Annotated in this window: 15 protein-coding genes; 6 read left to right on the forward strand and 9 right to left on the reverse strand. The window is 71.6% G+C overall.

All coding sequences use genetic code 11. The annotated features are described in order from the left end of the window. Positions 1–6 precede the first annotated feature (6 nt). Genes R3E98_12590 through R3E98_12600 form a run of 3 tightly spaced genes read left to right on the forward strand, consistent with a single transcriptional unit; the run spans position 7 to position 3,361 of the window. Positions 7–1,014 carry a DUF58 domain-containing protein gene (locus R3E98_12590; GenBank protein ID MEZ4424241.1) on the forward strand — a complete coding sequence of 336 codons (1,008 nt, stop codon included), beginning with the start codon at positions 7–9 and terminating at the stop codon, positions 1,012–1,014. Beyond that, complete coding sequence (locus R3E98_12595; GenBank protein ID MEZ4424242.1) at positions 1,011–3,053, forward strand: transglutaminaseTgpA domain-containing protein; 2,043 nt, start codon at positions 1,011–1,013, stop codon at positions 3,051–3,053. Before R3E98_12590 ends, R3E98_12595 begins: the two co-directional genes overlap by 4 nt. A gap of 29 nt (positions 3,054–3,082) precedes the next feature. Then, positions 3,083–3,361, forward strand: a complete 279-nt coding sequence (locus R3E98_12600; GenBank protein ID MEZ4424243.1) for a hypothetical protein — start codon at positions 3,083–3,085, stop codon at positions 3,359–3,361. An 87-nt stretch (positions 3,362–3,448) separates the two neighbouring features. Here R3E98_12600 and R3E98_12605 read toward each other — a convergent pair whose 3' ends face one another. The 3 genes from R3E98_12605 to R3E98_12615 form a co-directional block, all read right to left on the reverse strand. After that, on the reverse strand, positions 3,449–4,570 hold the full coding sequence (locus tag R3E98_12605) for a hypothetical protein (protein ID MEZ4424244.1): 1,122 nt from the start codon (positions 4,568–4,570) through the stop codon (positions 3,449–3,451). Positions 4,571–4,809: 239 nt separating this feature from the next. Next, a complete protein-coding gene (locus R3E98_12610) occupies positions 4,810–6,060 on the reverse strand; it encodes an ABC transporter permease (protein ID MEZ4424245.1) in 1,251 nt (416 codons plus the stop codon). After that, positions 6,057–6,980 carry an ATP-binding cassette domain-containing protein gene (locus R3E98_12615; protein ID MEZ4424246.1) on the reverse strand — a complete coding sequence of 308 codons (924 nt, stop codon included), beginning with the start codon at positions 6,978–6,980 and terminating at the stop codon, positions 6,057–6,059. Before R3E98_12615 ends, R3E98_12610 begins: the two co-directional genes overlap by 4 nt. Before the next feature lie 204 nt (positions 6,981–7,184). Between R3E98_12615 and R3E98_12620 the strand changes: the two genes are divergently transcribed. Beyond that, entirely contained in the window at positions 7,185–7,379 is a 195-nt protein-coding gene (locus R3E98_12620) for an AbrB/MazE/SpoVT family DNA-binding domain-containing protein (GenBank protein MEZ4424247.1), read from the forward strand. A gap of 20 nt (positions 7,380–7,399) precedes the next feature. Here R3E98_12620 and R3E98_12625 read toward each other — a convergent pair whose 3' ends face one another. From R3E98_12625 to R3E98_12650, 6 genes are read right to left on the reverse strand one after another with little or no spacing between them, the layout of a single operon-like run. After that, complete coding sequence (locus R3E98_12625; protein ID MEZ4424248.1) at positions 7,400–8,746, reverse strand: acyl-CoA reductase; 1,347 nt, start codon at positions 8,744–8,746, stop codon at positions 7,400–7,402. Next, complete coding sequence (locus R3E98_12630; protein MEZ4424249.1) at positions 8,739–9,842, reverse strand: long-chain fatty acid--CoA ligase; 1,104 nt, start codon at positions 9,840–9,842, stop codon at positions 8,739–8,741. The genes R3E98_12625 and R3E98_12630 overlap by 8 nt, the downstream gene beginning before the upstream one ends. Next, on the reverse strand, positions 9,839–11,512 hold the full coding sequence (locus R3E98_12635) for a D-aminoacylase (protein ID MEZ4424250.1): 1,674 nt from the start codon (positions 11,510–11,512) through the stop codon (positions 9,839–9,841). Before R3E98_12635 ends, R3E98_12630 begins: the two co-directional genes overlap by 4 nt. 40 nt (positions 11,513–11,552) lie before the next feature. After that, a complete protein-coding gene (locus tag R3E98_12640; protein MEZ4424251.1) occupies positions 11,553–11,822 on the reverse strand; it encodes a hypothetical protein in 270 nt (89 codons plus the stop codon). Further along, a complete protein-coding gene (locus R3E98_12645; GenBank protein MEZ4424252.1) occupies positions 11,819–13,954 on the reverse strand; it encodes a xanthine dehydrogenase family protein molybdopterin-binding subunit in 2,136 nt (711 codons plus the stop codon). Before R3E98_12645 ends, R3E98_12640 begins: the two co-directional genes overlap by 4 nt. Continuing rightward, positions 13,951–14,427 carry a (2Fe-2S)-binding protein gene (locus R3E98_12650; protein ID MEZ4424253.1) on the reverse strand — a complete coding sequence of 159 codons (477 nt, stop codon included), beginning with the start codon at positions 14,425–14,427 and terminating at the stop codon, positions 13,951–13,953. The genes R3E98_12645 and R3E98_12650 overlap by 4 nt, the downstream gene beginning before the upstream one ends. A gap of 154 nt (positions 14,428–14,581) precedes the next feature. Between R3E98_12650 and R3E98_12655 the strand changes: the two genes are divergently transcribed. Together R3E98_12655 and R3E98_12660 are read left to right on the forward strand one after the other, a co-directional pair. Continuing rightward, positions 14,582–15,448, forward strand: a complete 867-nt coding sequence (locus R3E98_12655) for a c-type cytochrome (GenBank protein MEZ4424254.1) — start codon at positions 14,582–14,584, stop codon at positions 15,446–15,448. 47 nt (positions 15,449–15,495) lie between these two features. Beyond that, positions 15,496–16,494, forward strand: coding sequence for a YpdA family putative bacillithiol disulfide reductase (locus R3E98_12660; protein MEZ4424255.1), 999 nt, complete (start codon positions 15,496–15,498; stop codon positions 16,492–16,494). The last annotated feature ends 9 nt before the right edge of the window (positions 16,495–16,503 follow it).

The following is a 16,503-nucleotide window of genomic DNA, read 5'->3' on the forward strand; positions in this document are numbered from 1 at the left end:
GCGCCCGTGTCCCGCCTCCGGCTTCCGCGCCGGCTCCGCTTCACGCGCGCCGGGACCCTCTTCAGCCTCGGCACGCTGGCGACCGGCGGAGCCGCGATCCACTCCGGCAACAACCTGCTGTTCCTGCTCGTCGGCGGCATGCTGGGCCTGATCGCGGTGAGCGGCTGGCTTTCGGAGCGGGCGCTGCGCGGGCTGCGGGTGGAGCGCGAGCGCGTCCGGCCGGGGCCGGCGGAGGGGCCCATCGAGCTCGCCTACCGGGTCCACAACGCGAAGCGGCGCCTCCCCACCCTGGCCCTGCACCTGCGGGAGGAGGGCATCCGGGGGGACGCCTTCGTGGCCTGGGTGGGACCCGGCACGAGCGCCGAGACGCGCGTCACGGTCCGCTTCGAGCATCGGGGTGCCTACCCGCTCGACCGGCTGACCCTGGAGACGGGCTTCCCGTTCGGCCTCTTCCGCAAGGCGCGCGACGTGCGCCTGGCGGGCGAGATCCTGGTCTGGCCCCGCTTCGTGGAGCTGGAGCTCCCGGCACCCGCCGGCGATCCAGGCCGGCGCTCCGCCGGCACCCACGCCCGCCAGGCCGCCGTGGCCGCGGGCGCGCGCGCGGACTTCCACTCCTTGCGCGAGTATCGACCGGGCGACGACCCCCGTGACATCCACTGGACCTCGTCCGCCCGACGCGGGGAACCCATCATCCGCGAGTTCGAGGGCGAGCGGGACCGGCCCCTGTGGTTGCGGGTGGACACCGGGCGCGCGCCCGGCCCGGAGGCGGAGCGGGCGCTGGAGCGGGCGTGCGCCTTCTCGCGGGCCCTGCACGCGCGTGGAGTCCCCTTCGGCCTCCTGGCCGCCCCCGCGCGCATCGACCCGGGCACGGGCAGCGCCCACCTGGTCCGCGTGCTGGACACCATGGCGCGCGTGCAGTTCGGCGGCGAGGGCAGGGACCCGGTCGCCATCCCACGGCAGGCCGTCACGGGCGCCCCCATCGGGGACGAGATCGTCGACGTGGAGGCGCCGTGACGTTGGCGCGCCTCCACCGTCGTCTGGTGGTCACGGCCGCGCTCTTCGCGCTGCTCTCCTACGCCGGGGGGGTCGGGTTCGTCTGGCCCAGCGGCTGGCTCGCGGCCGCCATCCTGGGCCTGGTCCTGATCTGGCAGCCCGGCCCCGCGCTGGGGCGCCGGGTGGAGCAGGTGTGGCTGCCCATCGCCCTGCTGCTGGTGGCGCGCGCGCTGTTCGAGGCCTTCGTGCTGCGCGGCGACCTCGTCCTCCCGGTGGTGGACCTGCTGCTGCTCCTGCTGGTGGCCGAGGCGCTCCGCCCGCTCGAGACCCCCAACGATGCCCGCCTGTACGCGCTGGTCTTCGCGCTGCTGCTGGCCTCGACGGCGTACCGACCCGGGCCGGTGTTCGCGTTCGCCTTCCTGGGCGGCGCCGTCACCCTGGTCCCCGCCCTGGTGCTCGGGCACCTGGAGCGTGAGGCCCGGCGCCACGGCGGCACCCCGCCCCGTCGTCTTCCCGGGCTGGCCGGCCCCGCGCTGGGCGCCGCCTGCTTCGTGGTGGTCTTCGCCGTGTTCGTCTTCGCGGCCTTCCCGCGGGTCTCGCGGGACTTCCCCGGCCGGGACCCCACCAGCGGGACACCGGTCGCGGGCTTCGCCGATCAGGTGACGCTCGGCACCCACGGCGCCACCATCGGCCCCAATCCCGAGGTGGTGCTCCGGGTGGAATTCCCCGGTGGGGGCCCGCCGCCCGCCTCCGCGCTGTACTGGCGCGGCCGCTCCTACGACCGCTTCGACGGCACCCGCTGGTCGCGCACGCGCGGCCTGCGCCCGGCCGCGGCTCCGCGGGAGTGGTATCGCACGCGCTGGCCCGGTCCGGAGGTCGAGCAACGCATCTACGCCGCCCGCCTCGATTCGCGCGTCCTGCCGGCGCTGCACCCGGTGATGTCCGTCTATTCCACGTCCACCATCAACCCCCTGCTCGACACCGCGGGCGACCTTCTCTACTGGGGGGCCGGCGAGCCGGTCTACACGGCCCTCTCCCGCCTGGAGATCCCCGACGCGGATTCGCTGCGGGTGGCCGACGGACGCTTCGTTCCCGGTGGACGGGCCTTCCTGCAGCTGCCGCCGCTGGAGATCGACATCGTCCGCCTGGCGGACTCGCTAGGCTCCTCCGCGCCCACGCGCTACGACCGGGCCGTGGCGATCCGGGACTGGTTCCACCGCGAGTTCACCTACACGCGCGAGCTGCCGGCCACCGCCCAGCAGGCCACCCTGGAGTACTTCCTCTTCGAGCGACGCGCCGGCCACTGCGAGTACTTCAGCACGGGGATGGTCGTGCTCCTGCGCGCCCTCGGGATCGAGGCCCGGGAGGTCAACGGGTTCCTGGGCGGGGAGTGGAACGGCTTCGGTCGCTACCTGGCCGTCACGCAGAACGAGGCCCACTCGTGGGTGGAGGTGTGGTTCCCCGGGTTCGGGTGGGTGCCGTTCGACCCTACTCCCTCCTCCGTGGCGGGCTCGGCGGTGGGCGCGGGCGCGAACTGGCCCGGGCGGCTGCTCCTGGACGGGCTCCGGCATCGCTGGAACAAGTGGGTGCTCGACTACGGACCGGAGCGTCAGGGCGACCTGCTCGATCGCCTCCGGGGCGAGGAGCCCCCGGTCGAGCCCGGCACCCCCGCACCCCCACGCGGTCCGCAGCGGGCGCCTCTGATCCTGCTGGTCGCCACCGTGGCCGTGATCCTCACCTGGATGGTGCTGCAGCGCGGCGGGGGGCCGCGGCTCCGGCCCGAAAGCCGTACCTTCCTGCGCCTGCGCCGCGCGTATGCACGGTCCGGGGTGGAGGGCGCGGACACGCTGGGACCGCAGGCGCTGTCGTCGCGCCTGCAGGCGGAGGCCGCGCCGCACGCCGCGGAAGCCGGCGCACTCCTCGCGCTGTACCAGCGGGTCCGGTGGGGAAGCACGCCTGCACCCGAGGAGCGGGAGCGCTTCCGCATCGGCGTGGCGGCCCTCGTCCGACGGCTCCTGCGGGACCGGTGGCGGCGGCTCTTGCTGCGCCGATCCGGGTAGCAGACGCCCGAACGTCCTCTGGAGGCAGCATGGAAGCGGAATCCGCCCGCCGGACCGAGCGGCAGCACCTGGCCACCGTCAGCTTCGACGGGCGCTTCTGGGACGCCTACCTGGACTTCACGGAGCGGCCGGACAGCGCGGCCTATCGCGCGTTCGTCTCCTTCTCCCAGGCGGACGCGCCCGACGAGGATCCGGTGAACACCACCGTCATCTTCATCGAGCCCAGCCTGGACGACATCCTGCTCAAGGCCCGTTCGTTCTCGGACCACCAGCTCGTGTCGCTGTTGCGGTCGGCGCGGGCGGAGTGAAGGGCGCGCGAAGTCAGAGCAGTCTCGCTCGCGGGTCCGCCGACTCTTCGGGGCGGGGCCGCAGCCTTCGCCGGCTGCGACCCGCCCTTATCGTCTGAGCATCACCTTCACAATGGGGATTCTCGGCACGCCATTGGCGTCTTCTTCGTACCAGTATGCATAGTCCCCACCGGCAACGAAGCGCAGTGGTTGATCCAGCGTCTGAAACCATATCAGTGCGCCCGACTGTGGATCGAGAATCTCGATCCTCGAGTCGTAGTACCGTACGTAGTCGGTGATTCCCGTCATTGGGCGATCGTAGATCCCTCTGATGTCCCCAAGACCTTCGTGGAACTCCTGGTCCGCCACGCGAACGTTGACCCATAGTGCACCCGAGGGGTCGATCCGTACATCCATGATCCCGGGCCGCGGCGGTCGCTCTGGATGCTCCACGTCGATGCCCGGGTCGCGGTGAGGACGAAACCACGGGACGTCACGACGAAGTGTGCGGACGTGCTCCCCAGCAACGGACCACTGATCCAGTCGGTACTCCGTCAAGTTCGCCGACCAGAAGCGCCCGTCATGGAGGTTCGACAACGAGCGCCAGAGAGACTCGTCGTCGGATCTCCGATACTCCGGGTTCTCCGCACCGAAAGACCGCTCCAGGACTCCCTCGGTGTCGATCCTGTGCAGGGGGAATCCTGCTCGCTCGGGAGAGCGGATCACCTCTGCCGTGACCATGCTGCCGTCGGGCAAGCGGAGCAGACCCTGAGACGCCCCCAGCGCGATAGCTCGCGTGGCAACCACATCGAGCGTTGGAGTAACTGTCGTCATCCGACGATTGCCGATGTCGAATACGAGAAGCGAGTCACCCTCTGTCACTTGAAGAAACCGGATGAAGCTGTACTCACCCGGCCCTTGACCGCCTCGACCGATGGCGCCTCGGAATCGGCCCACCGAGTCGAACCTGAGTACGGCGGTCGCGTCCAGCATCGAGGACATATACCACCATCCACGGGAGTCGCGGGCGAGCGAGAAGGGCTCATTGACGCGATCCGCCGAGCGCCCATCCAAGATCACGACTGGCGTCAACTCGATCCGGCAGGTCGTGCAGGACGCCAGATCGCCAGGAATCGTGATCTCCTGGCCAATCAGATCGGATCCTGGTCCGACCAGGATCAGAAGCACCGCTACGTGTAGAGTAACCGGGAGACGTTTCAGCCGGCCCATCGCCCCTCCCTGTTGGGGGGTGACTCCATGCGCATTGCACGATTCGAGGGCATCGGTAGGCGGCGCCCCGCGAATTACGCGGCAACGACGGGGGGACGAACCATTCGGAGGGAAGGACGGGCGTACGTGGACCTCGCGGCCTGTACACCACCTAGGCGCAGATTACCGACCCGAAAGCCGCAGACGCAAGGTCACGCGCTCCAGTCACGCGCTCCGATCCTGCACCCGCCGGCTGTCGGCTACGCCTCCCGCACCCAGCGCCACAGCTCGGGCAACGTGGGTCGCTTCCCCTGCATCAGGATCCCCACGCGGTAGATGCGGCCCGCGATCCAGGCCACGCCCACGATCGCCAGCACCGTCAGCACGATGGACAGCCCGATCTGCCAGAACGGAGCGGTCCCGGACGCGGCGCGCGCGAACATCAGCAGCGGCGTGAAGAGCGGGAAGAGGGACATCCCGGCCAGGAGTGGCGTGTCCCCGGCCCCTTCCAGCGCGGGGATCATCATGACGAAGGGGATGACCAGCATCATGGTGACGGGGAGCTGCAGCTGGCGGGTCTCCTCCTCGGTGCTGCACATGGCACCCACCGCGGCGTAGAGACCGGAGTAGAGCAGGTAGCCCAGCACGAAGAAGACGGTGAACCACACCACGGTCAGCGCCGCGGGAGCGAGGCTGCCCGGCTCGAAGAAGGTCGCCAGCTCGGGCCGGGTTGCGACCAGCATCGGCAGGCCGAACGTGCCGGCCAGCACCACCAGCAGCACCCACACCGCGATCTGCGTGAGGCCCACCAGGCCCACCCCCACGATCTTGCCCAGCATGAGCTGCCAGGGCCGCACGGCGCTCACGACGATCTCCGCCATGCGTGAGGTCTTCTCCTCCAGCACCGCCTGCATGACGAAGACGCCGTAGAGGAGCAGCGCGAAGTAGAGGAAGAAGGCGCCCACCAGCGTGAAGCCGGTCCGCAGCTCGCGCTCGTTCTCGCTCAGCTCCTGGTCCACGGAACGGAACTCCAGGTCGCCGCCGCGCACCAGCCGCGCAACGTCCTCGGTGTCGGTGTCGGCGCCGAAGCGCTGCTCGATCACCGCACGCGTGATGGCCGACTGCAGCGCGATGCGCCGCACGGTGCCCGGGCTGTCCTCGCCGACGAGCGTGGCCTCACCGCGCGTCAGGGTGGCGTCGTCCAGGATCAGGTACGAGCCGATGTCACCGCCCCGCACCATGTCGTCCAGCCCCTGGGTGTCGCCCGCCTCGGCAGGGACGACGGTGTAGTCGGCGTCCGTCAGCGCGGCGGTGACCGGGTCCATCAACACGCCGGTGCGGTCCAGCACCGCGATGCGGGTGCGCCCTTCGGAGCTGCGCGCCGCCATGAAGCCGCTGCCGAAGATGAGCGCGATGATCAGCAGAGGGCCCCCGATGGTGGCCAACAGGAAGGACCGCTTGCGCACCCGTTCCAGGTACTCGCGCTTGAGCACGCTCCAGACGGCGTTCACGAGACCACCTCCTGGCCGCGTCGGCCGGCGTGCTTGACGAAGATCTCGTGCAGGCGCGGCTCCACCCGTTCGAAGCGGTGCATCACCACGTGGTCGGCGACGGCGCGCCGCAGCAGCGCCTGGGCATCGGCGCCATCGCGCAGAAGCAGGTGCACGCCGTCATCGCGCGTGCGCTCGATGGAGAGGACCTCGGAGCCGCGCTCGATCCAGTCGTCGGAGCCTTCGTACTCGACGGCGATGACGCCACGGGACTCGGCCCGCTTGATCGAGCGCAGGTCGCCGTCGAGCACCTTCTGCGAATGCGAGATCAGGCACACCGCGTCGCACATGCGCTCGGCCTGCTCCATCAAGTGGGTGGAGAAGAGGATGGTGGTCCCCTTCTGCTTGTAGTCGAGGACGATGCTCTCCAGGACGTCCTGGTTGATGGGATCCAGCCCGCTGAAGGGCTCGTCCAGGATCAGCAGCTCGGGCTCGTGCACCACGGTGCCGATGAACTGGACCTTCTGCTGCATCCCCTTGGAGAGATCCTCCACCCGCTTCCCGGCCCAGGCGCCGAGCTCGAGCCGGTCGATCCAGGTCCGCGCCCGCCGGCGGGCCTCCCGGGCGTCCACGCCCCGGATCTCGCCCAGGAAGACGATGACGTCCTCCACCTTCATCTTCCGGTAGAGGCCCCGCTCCTCCGGGAGGTAGCCCACCCGCTTGCGGCGGGGCTCGTCCGGGTCGCCGCCGAACAGGGTCACCCGGCCCCGGTCGGGGAGCAGGATGCCCATGATCATCCGGATGCTGGTGGTCTTGCCGGAGCCGTTGGGACCGAGCAGGCCGTAGACCGCACCCCGGGGCACGGCCAGGCTCAGATCGGCCACCGCCGTGTGCTTCCCGAACTGCTTCCACACCCCCTCCAACTGGATCGCCAGGTCCATACCGCCTCTTCGGTTCGGGGAGGAATCCCGGGTGCTACGGCCCGGGTCCGGGGATTCTTCAGATGTGCGGGGCCACACGGGCCGCCCCGCGCCGGCCCGCGCCCGTGAGTGTTGCGGCAACGCAACGAACCTGGCCCCTCAGCTTGCCGGCAGGGGCCGAAAACCCTTAGATTTCAACGATTCTCAGGCATCCGAGGAGGCTCGATGGCGATCTATCGTACGCTCTACTACGGCGATGTGAACATCGGCGTGGGGGGTCGGATCACGATCCCGCAGGAGATGCGAGACGACCTCCGTCTGGAGGAGGGGGACGTGTTGACCGTCCGGGTCGAGGAGACCCCGAAGGGCGTCCGCCAGATGGTCTTGTGGCGGGCGGAGCAGCAGGCGGAAGAGGAGTAGCATCCGTCCGGGAAGGCGCTTCAGCCTTCCAGATCCACCAGGTCCAACAGCGGTTCGAGCGATCCGCTCCCGTCGTGGTGCCACCATGCCGGGGGCCACGGGAGATCGGCCAGCGTGGTGACCCTCAGGGCTCCCGCGCGGGCGGCCCGCTCGGCCCAGGCATCCCGCCATTCCGGCCCCGCTTCCAGAGCGACGCTCTGAAGGTGGGGCCGGAGCGCGTCCACCTCCGTGAAGGCGGTCTCGAGGTCCGGCACCGGTCGCAGGGCCACGACCCGGCCGTCCGGGAGGGCTCCGACGTCGCCCAGGACCACGCAGCCCGCCGCGCCCGCATCCCACACCTGCACGGCCTCGCCCGCGGCGGAGCGCATCTGGAGCGTGCTGATCCACTGGCGGCGCAGCGCCGCGCCGCCCAGGTCCTCGGGAGGCGGGAGCCGGCCGCCCCACGTCCTCAAGGCCTCCGCCACCCGGGGCCCCAGTCGGGCGCACCGATCGCCGTCGGGGTCCTCGACCCAGGCCTGGTAGGCGGACACGCACCCGCGCCGCTCGAACGTGCCGACCGCTGCAGCCAGCGCCTCGGCCACCGGGTCCGCATCCGCCCGCTCCGCGTCCAGCACGGCCACGCTCACGCGGTGGGGATACTCCACCAGCCGGGCGTGGACGGGGGCGCTGCGGCGCACGGCCGCGATGGTCCGGTCGTCGCCGTAGACCACCACCGTGCGCGGCCGGGTGGGCCACGGGTCGAGCGCGCCCCCGGGCCAGTAGACCACGGCGCAGGTCGCGGCCAGGGCGGGATCGAGCTCGGCCAACGCCCGGTGGAACAGGACGGGAAGGACCACGTCCCCCGCGCCCGGCTTGACCACCAGGGCGCTCCCGACCAGGAGGCCCCGGATCAGCGACGTGGTCGTGACGCCGGGCACGCTGCCCGACCCCACGTGCAGGGCCGGAGAGCGGGGCAGAGCCCGCACCTGGCGGGGCCCGTCCGGGACGAAGCGCTCCAGCACGCTGGGATCGCCCAGCTCGGCTTCGAGGTGCAGCAACAGCCGGTCGGTGGTCCAGTCGCGCGCCATGCCATCCAGCACGTGTGCGGCCATCTCCACGGACAGGCCCGATCGCCCGGGGAGGGCGTCCAGGGCCTGGGCGCGCAACGGGTCGGCCGGATCCAGGAAGCGCTGGCCCACCCGACCGAGGACCTCGGCGGTCTCGGCCGCGGGACGGACGCCACGCTCGACGCGCGCCTCCTCGAGACGGCCGAGCAGCGCGTTCAGCCACGGCGCGGTGACCTGCAGGAAGCCGAGCGTGCCCTCGCTGCGCCGGGCGGGCAGGGAGACGTCGGGCGGTAGCGACCACGCGTCGAACGGCTCAGACACGGTGCACCTGCGCCCGCTCGATCTCCTCGAACGTGAGCGAGCACCCGCGCAGCTCGGCGCCGGTGGCCCGCCCCAGCAGCTCGAACCCGTCCGCCCGGGCCACGCCCAGGTCCTCGGTCAGCACCGCGGAGACGGAGTGCAGGTTGGCGAGATCATGATGGGCGAGCACGCCCGTCACACCCGCCGGCTGCTCCCGGAGCGTGTCCGGGTCCAGCACGCGGGTGCGGACCCAGGGCGGCCCCTGGAACACGCCGCGGACCGCGCCTCCGGTCCGCAGCACGGGATCGTAGAACTGCGACAGCAGCTCGGTCATGCCGTATTCGGCCACGATGTGGGTCGCGGGGATGCCCAACCGATCCTCCACCGCGGCGCGCAGCGCGTCCCGGCTCACCGCGGCGCGGCGCCCCTTGAAGCCGCCCGTCTCCATCAGCCGGGACCCGGCCGGAAGTCCTACGCGCACGTCGCGCCGGTCCAGGTGCTCGAGTGCGGCTGCCAGGGCGAACGCGGTGGTGAAGATCAGCACCGGACGTTCCGCCTCCACGGCGTGCGCCAGCGCCTCCTCCCAGGCTCGACCGTCGAGACCCCCGGCCGCGTCCACCAGCCGCGCACCGCCGGGGGCGCACAGCGCTTCCTCCACCGTGGCGCCCATGTGGCTCAGCGACGAATCGGGCAGCTCCTCGGACGAGGGCACGAGCCGCAGCAGCGGCAGGCGGGCGCCGTCCGGCAGCACCCAGTGCCGGAACGCACTCCGCAGCGACGCGTGGTACAGCTCCACGTCCTGGACCACGTGGGTGCCGCGGCGCTCTCCCGCCGTGGTCCCGCTGGTGCGGAAGGTGACGGCCGCGGGCGCAGGAGCACCGCACACGAGCGGCAGCGCCTTGAAGGCCGTGGTGGGCACCAGGGGCACGTCCGTCCAGTGTCGCACGGACGCGGGTGTGCGGCCCTGGGAGAGGGCGTACGCGCGGTACGGCGCGTTGTGCGCGTGCTGGTGCTCGAACACCCGCAGGGCCAGCGCGTCGAAGGCTCCGTCCGGGAGCGGTGTGTCGGCACCGCGGGCGAAGAGCGCCTTCAGCTCGCGGGCCAGCGCTTCGCTCACCGGGCCGCCGCCGCCCCGCGCACGGCGCGTCCCGCCAACGAGCCGGTGTGCTCGCCGTCCCGGAGGGTGATCACGCCGTTGACGATCACGAGCGGGATGCCGACCGGATACTGGTGGGGGTCCTCGAAGGTGGCGCCGTCCATGACCGTGTCCGGGTCGAACGCGACCAGGTCGGCGTAGAAGCCGGGCTCCAACTGGCCGCGCTCGGAGATGCGCAGCTTGCGCGCGGGCATCGACGTCATCTTGCGCACCGCGCTCTCCAGCGTCAGCGCCCGCCGCTCGCGCACATAGTAGCCCAGCACGCGGGGGAAGCTGCCGTACGTGCGCGGATGGGGCGAGGAGCGCGACAGCACTCCGTAGGGCGCGTAGCTCCCACCGTCGGAGCAGATCATGCCCAGCGGGTGCGCGAGGAGCTTCTCCGTGTTCTCCTCGGACATGCCGAAGCCGATCATGCTCACGCTCCCGCCGTTGTCGCGCAGGAGCTCCACCGTGAGCTGATAGGGATCGACGCCCGCGGCCTGTGCGGCCTTGCCCAGCCGCTGTCCCCGCAGGTTGCCGTACTTCGCGGAGTTGGCCGAGACGATCTGCACGGCGTCCCACGAACCCAGCATCGCGATCTTGTCGCGCGCCGCCCGCTCCAGCGCCTCCTTCTCCCCGGCGGCCACCAGCCGGTCCAGGAAGGCGCGCGTGCCGCCGGAGCGCATGGAGGCGGGAAACAGGTTTTGCAGCCCCGTCTGGTAGGCGACGTACGGATAGCGGTCGAAGTGGACGTCCACCCCCGAGGCGCCCGCGTGGCGCAGCATGTCGAGCGCGGCGTCCGCCTTCCACCAGTTGCGCTCGCCCATGGCCTTCAGGTGCGACACCTGCACCGGCACACCGGCCCGCAGCCCGATCTGGATGCATTCCTCCAGCGCGGCGAGGACGCGGTCGTCCTCGTTGCGCATGTGGCTGGCGTAGGGATAGCCGGTTCCCTTCAGCTCGGAGGCGAGCTCGGCGATCTCCTCCGCGGGGGCGAAGCTGCCCGGTGTGTACTCCAGCCCGGACGACAGCCCCACGGCTCCGCCCGCCACCGCTTCGCGGACGAGCTGACGCATGAGGCGGATCTCACCGTCGTTGGCAGGCCGGTCCCGGAAGCCCACCACGTGGCCCCGGATGGTGCCCTGCCCCACCATGGTGGCCACGTTCACGGCCGGCCGTAGCCGGTCGATGGCGTCCAGGAAGCCTCCCACGTCGGAGAAGTCGGCCAGCGCGCCGTAGCTCTCGCGGATCCGGGTGCGCTCCGCGGCCGACCAGGGCCCCATGGAGCCGCCATCCTGCCCCGTGACCTCCAGCGTCACGCCCTGCCGGATGCGACTCTCCGCCTTGGGGTTGGTGAAGAGCGACAGGTCGGCGTGCGAGTGGATGTCCACGAAGCCCGGCGCCAGCACCAGGCCCCGCAGGTCGATCTCCTCCGAGCCCCGTCCGTCCACCCGACCCACGGCCTCGATGCGGTCCCCGGTGACGGCCACGTCCCCTTCATAGGCCGCGCGCCCCGTGCCGTCCACCAGCGTGGCGTTGCGCAGCACCAGGTCGGCGCGCGGCCGGCGCGGCACGAACGGCGCACCCGGCAGGCCCACCAGGGCGCCGGCGCCCAGCACGGTGCTGCGCTCCACGAACTCCCGCCGCTTCAATGCCCCTCCTCGTGCCTGCGCCGCATCTCGTCTCCCACGATCACAGCCCGCCCGAGCGGCGGACCCGCCCCGGCTCGATCCCGCCGGTCTCCAGGATCTTCATCTGCAGGCGCGCGGACTCCTCGTCCACGAACTCCGTGACCCGCTGCAGCCGCTCCCGCGCCTCCTCGTAGGCGTCCGCGGGAAAATCGCTGCCCTCGGCATGGCGGATGGATCCCGCCACCGCGTCCAGCTCGCGCTCCACCTTCTCCACGGCGCGCCGCAGTCGGGCCAGCGCGCGGCGCGCTTCCTTCTCGGCACCCGCGCTCATCCCTGCCTCGCCTGCTGGAACGCATCCTGCGGGATCGGGAGCGTGCGCACGCGCACCCCGGTCAGGGCGAAGAGCGCGTTCGTCACCGCCGGCGCGATCGGCGGCGTGCCGGGCTCGCCGACTCCGCCAGGCGCTTCGTTCGATTCCAGGATATGCACGTCGATCTCGGGCATCTCGCGCAGCCGCAGCGCGTCGAAGTCGTCGAAGTTGCTCTGCACCACCCGGCCGTCCTCCAGCGTGATGGCCTCGTGCAGAGCGGCGGAAAGGCCATACACGATGGCGCCTTCCATCTGGGCGCGCACCGTGTCGGGATTGACGTAGCGCCCGCAGTCCACGACGCACCACACCTTGTGCACCACGGGGCGGGCCGCATCGTCCAGGGACACCTCCGCCACCTGGGCCACATAGCTGCCGAAGCACTCGGCCACCGCGATGCCGTGCGCCCGGCCGGCCGGCACCCCCACGCCGTAGCGCGCCCGTTCGGCCACCGACGCCAGCACGCCCACATGGCGCGGGTGCTCCGCGGCCAGTTGGCGGCGATAGAGATACGGGTCCTTCCCGGCCGCATGCGCCAGCTCGTCGATGAAGCTCTCGGTGTGGAAGGCGTTGTGGGAGCTGCCCACGGAACGCCACCAGCCCACCGGGACCGAGGCGTCGGCTTCCGCCCACTCCACCTTCCGGTTCGGCACGTGGTAGGGCAGGTTGGCCGCGCCCTCGACCGCCGTGAAGTCCACGCGTCCCTCCGGCAACGGCCGCCCGCGCCCGATGATGGACGCGCACACGATGCGGTTGCTCCAGGCGACCGGCTCACCACGTGCGTCCAGGGCCGCGCGGAAGCGGCTGGTGGCAGCCGGGCGGTAGAAATCGTGCTGCATGTCCTCTTCGCGGGTCCACGTGGTCAGCACCGGCACGCCGGCCTGCATGGCCACCTCCACCGCGTCGGTGACGAAGTCGTCCTCGCCGCGGCGACCGAACCCGCCGCCCAGGAACGTGATGTGGGCCGTCACGGCCTCTTCGGGCAATCCCGTCAGACGGGCCGCCGTGCTGCGGGCGCCTCCCGGGTTCTGCGTGGGCACCCACAGCTCGCACGCGTCTTCCCGCACATGCACGGCGCAGTTCATGGGCTCCATGCAGGCATGCGCGAGGTAGGGCACCGAGTAGGTGGCCTCGATGACCCGTTCCGCGCGCGCCAGCACGCCTTCGGCATCTCCTTGGTCCTCCGACACGCGGACCGGGCCGTCCCGCAGCTTGACCGCATGCTCGTCGGCGATGCTGGCGCTGCTGCCCCGGAATCCGCCCACCCACTCCACCTCCAGCGCGCGAGCGCCCTGGAAGGCGGCCCAGGTGTGGTCGGCCACCACCGCCACGCCGTTGCTCACGCGGAAGACGTCCACCACGCCGGGCACGGCCCGGGCGGCCGCGTCGTCCACGCGACCCACCGTGCCGCCGAAGTGGGGGCAGTGGACCACGGTCGCGAACTTCATCCCGGGCACACGCGTGTCGATCCCGAAGCGGGCTTCGCCGGTGACCTTGGCGCGCGTGTCCGTGCGCGGCACCGGCGTCCCGATGATCCGGAAGTCCGCAGGATCCTTGAGCGGGGGCTCGGCGGGCACCGGCAGCGCCGCGGCCTCCTCCGCCAGGTCTCCATAGGCGAGGGCACGGCCGTCCGGATGCAGCACGCGGCCCGGCCCGGTCCGGAGCGTGGAGGCGTCCACCCCCCACCGCCGCGCCGCGGCCTCGACCAGCATGGCGCGCGCGGAGGCGCCCGCACGGCGCATCTCCTCCCAACCGTTGCGGATGGAGCCGCTCCCGGCCGTCATCTGCCGGCCGAGCGCCGGATCGGCGACCGGCCGCACGATCTCCAACCGGTCCCATTCCGCGTCCAGCTCGTCCGCGATGATCATGGGCAACGCCGTGTCGATGCCCTGACCCATCTCCACGTGCTTGATCCAGATGCGCACGAGCCCGTTCGGCTCGACGGCCACGAAGGCGTTGGGCTTGAAGACCTCGGCGGCCACGGCCGCCTCGAGCCCACGCTGGCCGAACGGCACATGCACGCCGAGCGCGAGCCCGGCGCTGGCCGTTCCGGTCCACTTCACGAAGTCGCGGCGGGAGACGCGTTGCACGCTCATCGGCCGGCCTCCTGCTGGGTCAGGGCCTCGGAGGCGCGGTGGATGGCGCGGCGGATGCGCGTGTAGGTGCCGCAGCGGCACAGGTTCCCGGACATGGCCCCGTCGATGTCGCCGTCCGTGGGCCGCGGCGTGCGGGCCAGCAGGGAGGCCGCCGCCATGATCTGCCCGGGCTGGCAGTAGCCGCACTGCGGCACCTCTTCCGCGATCCAGGCCTCCTGGAGCGCGTGCAGACCGTCCTCGGACAAGCTCTCGATGGTGGTGACCTCCCGGCCCTCGGCCCGGGAGACCTCGGTCACGCACGCCCGCGTGCCCCGCCCGTCGAGCTGGACCGTGCAGGCCCCACAGCGCGCCACCCCGCACCCGTACTTGGTGCCGGTCAGCCCGAGCACGTCACGCAGCACCCAGAGCAGGGGCGTGTCGTCGGCCACGTCCACGGTGACGGGCCGTCCGTTGACGGAGAAGCGGACGGGCATAGGGACCTCCGGTAGGAGAAGCGGGGCGGATAGTACCTTACCCGGGACGCCGGGGTCCGGCCATCGCGGCATCGGCCGACCTTGCCTGGAGGAACGAAGCGCCCACTTTGGGCCGCTTGGCTTCATCACCTCCCCCCCCGATCCGGAGGTCAGGATGACGGTCGCCCTTCGCGTGGTGAAGTGGGTCCTGGGTCTGGTCCTGCTGTTCGCCCTCACGTTGATCCTCATCGGCTCCTTCCGGCTCTCGCGCCCGGTCGAGGTCGCCGCCCACGAGGTGCCTCCGCCGGCCAGCGATCCGGTGCGGATCGCGGAGGGTCGCCGGCTCGCCGACGCCTTCGCCTGCACGGAGTGCCACGGTCCCGGGCTCGAGGGCACGAACTTCCTGGAGGGCGGGCCGTTCATGATGCTCCCGGCCCCCGACCTCACCGGAGCACGCTTCACGGCGGAGCAGTTGGAGCGGTCCATCCGCCACGGGATCGGCGCGGATGGTCGCGTCCTCGTCATCATGCCCAGCGAGGCCTTCGTGGGCATGTCGGACGCGGACCTGGGCGCGCTGGTCGGCTACATCGAGTCGCTCCCGGCGCGGAACTCGCTGCTCATCGAGCGATCCATCGGCCCGATCGGCCGGGCCGTCTCCGCCTTCCAGGCGCCGGTGCTGCAGCCGGCGCGCCGGATCGAACAGGCCACCACGCACGCGGCCACCCACGACGGGGCCGTGGCGCGCTTCGGCTCGCTCTGCAGCACCTGCCATGGGGCCGACTACGGCGGACAGCCCTTCGCGGCCGAGCAACCGCTCTGGGCACCCAACCTCACCGGCCACGCCACGGGCGCGTCCTCGTGGAGCCTGGAGCAGTTCTCCACGGCCGTGCGGCAGGGACGCACACCGGACGGGCGCACGCTGGATTCGGCCAACATGCCCTGGAAGGGGTTCTCCCATCTGACGGACGACGAGGTGCGCGAGATCTGGGAGTTCCTGCGGTCCCTCCCGCCCGTCGACCGGCCGCGCCCCGCGGACATGTGACGCGCCGGGCGGTTCCACCCGCTGGCCCTTTGCATTAGACCTTGAGGGTGAGCGACCCCACCGAACGCATCGATCTCGCCGTCGTCGGAGCCGGCCCCTGCGGCATCGCCGCGGGGGCCGCCGCCCGCACGGCCGGCCTGGCCTGCACGCTCTTCGACAAGGGCGCGGTGACCAGCTCGCTGCTGCACTACCCGTACTACATGACGTTCTTCTCCACGGCCGTCATGCTCGAGGTCGGGGGCGTGCCCTTCACCATCCCCGAGCCCAAGCCCACCCGCCGGGAAGCGATCGCATACTACCGGCACGTGGTGCGGCACTTCGACCTGGACGTCCATCAGTACGAGGCCGTCCAGTCCATCGAACGGAGCGGTGGGGAGTTCACGCTCACGACCGCCACGCACACGGGCGAGGAGCGCGCCTACCGCGCAGGCGCGGTGGCGGTGGCCACGGGCGGCTTCCACGAACCCAACTTCCTCGGCGTGCCGGGCGAGGACCTGCCCAAGGTCAAGCACTACTACCACGAGCCCTACCCCTACTACGACCAGGACGTCGTGGTGGTGGGCGGCGGGAACTCCGCGGTCGAAGCGGCGCTCGAGCTGTACCGCAACGGCACGCGCGTGACGCTGGTGCACTTCGCCGAGACCATCGACAAGGGCGTCAAGCCCTGGGTGGTCCCCGACATCACCAACCGCCTGAAGAACGGGGAGATCGTCCCGCGCTTCTCCGCGCGGCTCGTCGAGATCCTGCCCCGCTCGGTGCTGATCCGCCACGAGGGGTCACGCCGGGTCGAGGAGATCGACAACGACTGGGTGCTGGCCATGACGGGCTGGCGCGCCAACCCACGCCTGCTCCGCTCCCTCGGGGTGGAGATCGACACCGCCACCGGCATCCCTGCGCACGATCCCACCACCATGCGCACCAACGTGGACGGGGTCTACATCGCGGGAGTGATCGCGGCCGGGCACAACGCCAACAAGATCTTCATCGAGAACGGCCGCGAGCACGGCGGTCGGATCGTGCAGGACCTGCTGGCGCAGCGGGGCTGAGCGGCTCCG

Source organism: Gemmatimonadota bacterium (assembly GCA_041390125.1).
GTDB lineage: Bacteria > Gemmatimonadota > Gemmatimonadetes > Longimicrobiales > Gaopeijiaceae > JAGQIF01.

What these genes read in the sequence shown, in the direction of transcription:
- R3E98_12600 (MEZ4424243.1), top strand. Translation starts at nt 3,083, where the DNA reads ATGGAAGCGGAATCCGCCCGCCGGACCGAGCGGCAGCACCTGGCCACC.
- R3E98_12605 (MEZ4424244.1), bottom strand. Translation starts at nt 4,570, where the DNA reads ATGGGCCGGCTGAAACGTCTCCCGGTTACTCTACACGTAGCGGTGCTT.
- R3E98_12615 (MEZ4424246.1), bottom strand. Translation starts at nt 6,980, where the DNA reads ATGGACCTGGCGATCCAGTTGGAGGGGGTGTGGAAGCAGTTCGGGAAG.
- R3E98_12620 (MEZ4424247.1), top strand. Translation starts at nt 7,185, where the DNA reads ATGGCGATCTATCGTACGCTCTACTACGGCGATGTGAACATCGGCGTG.
- R3E98_12640 (MEZ4424251.1), bottom strand. Translation starts at nt 11,822, where the DNA reads ATGAGCGCGGGTGCCGAGAAGGAAGCGCGCCGCGCGCTGGCCCGACTG.
- R3E98_12645 (MEZ4424252.1), bottom strand. Translation starts at nt 13,954, where the DNA reads ATGAGCGTGCAACGCGTCTCCCGCCGCGACTTCGTGAAGTGGACCGGA.
- R3E98_12650 (MEZ4424253.1), bottom strand. Translation starts at nt 14,427, where the DNA reads ATGCCCGTCCGCTTCTCCGTCAACGGACGGCCCGTCACCGTGGACGTG.
- R3E98_12655 (MEZ4424254.1), top strand. Translation starts at nt 14,582, where the DNA reads ATGACGGTCGCCCTTCGCGTGGTGAAGTGGGTCCTGGGTCTGGTCCTG.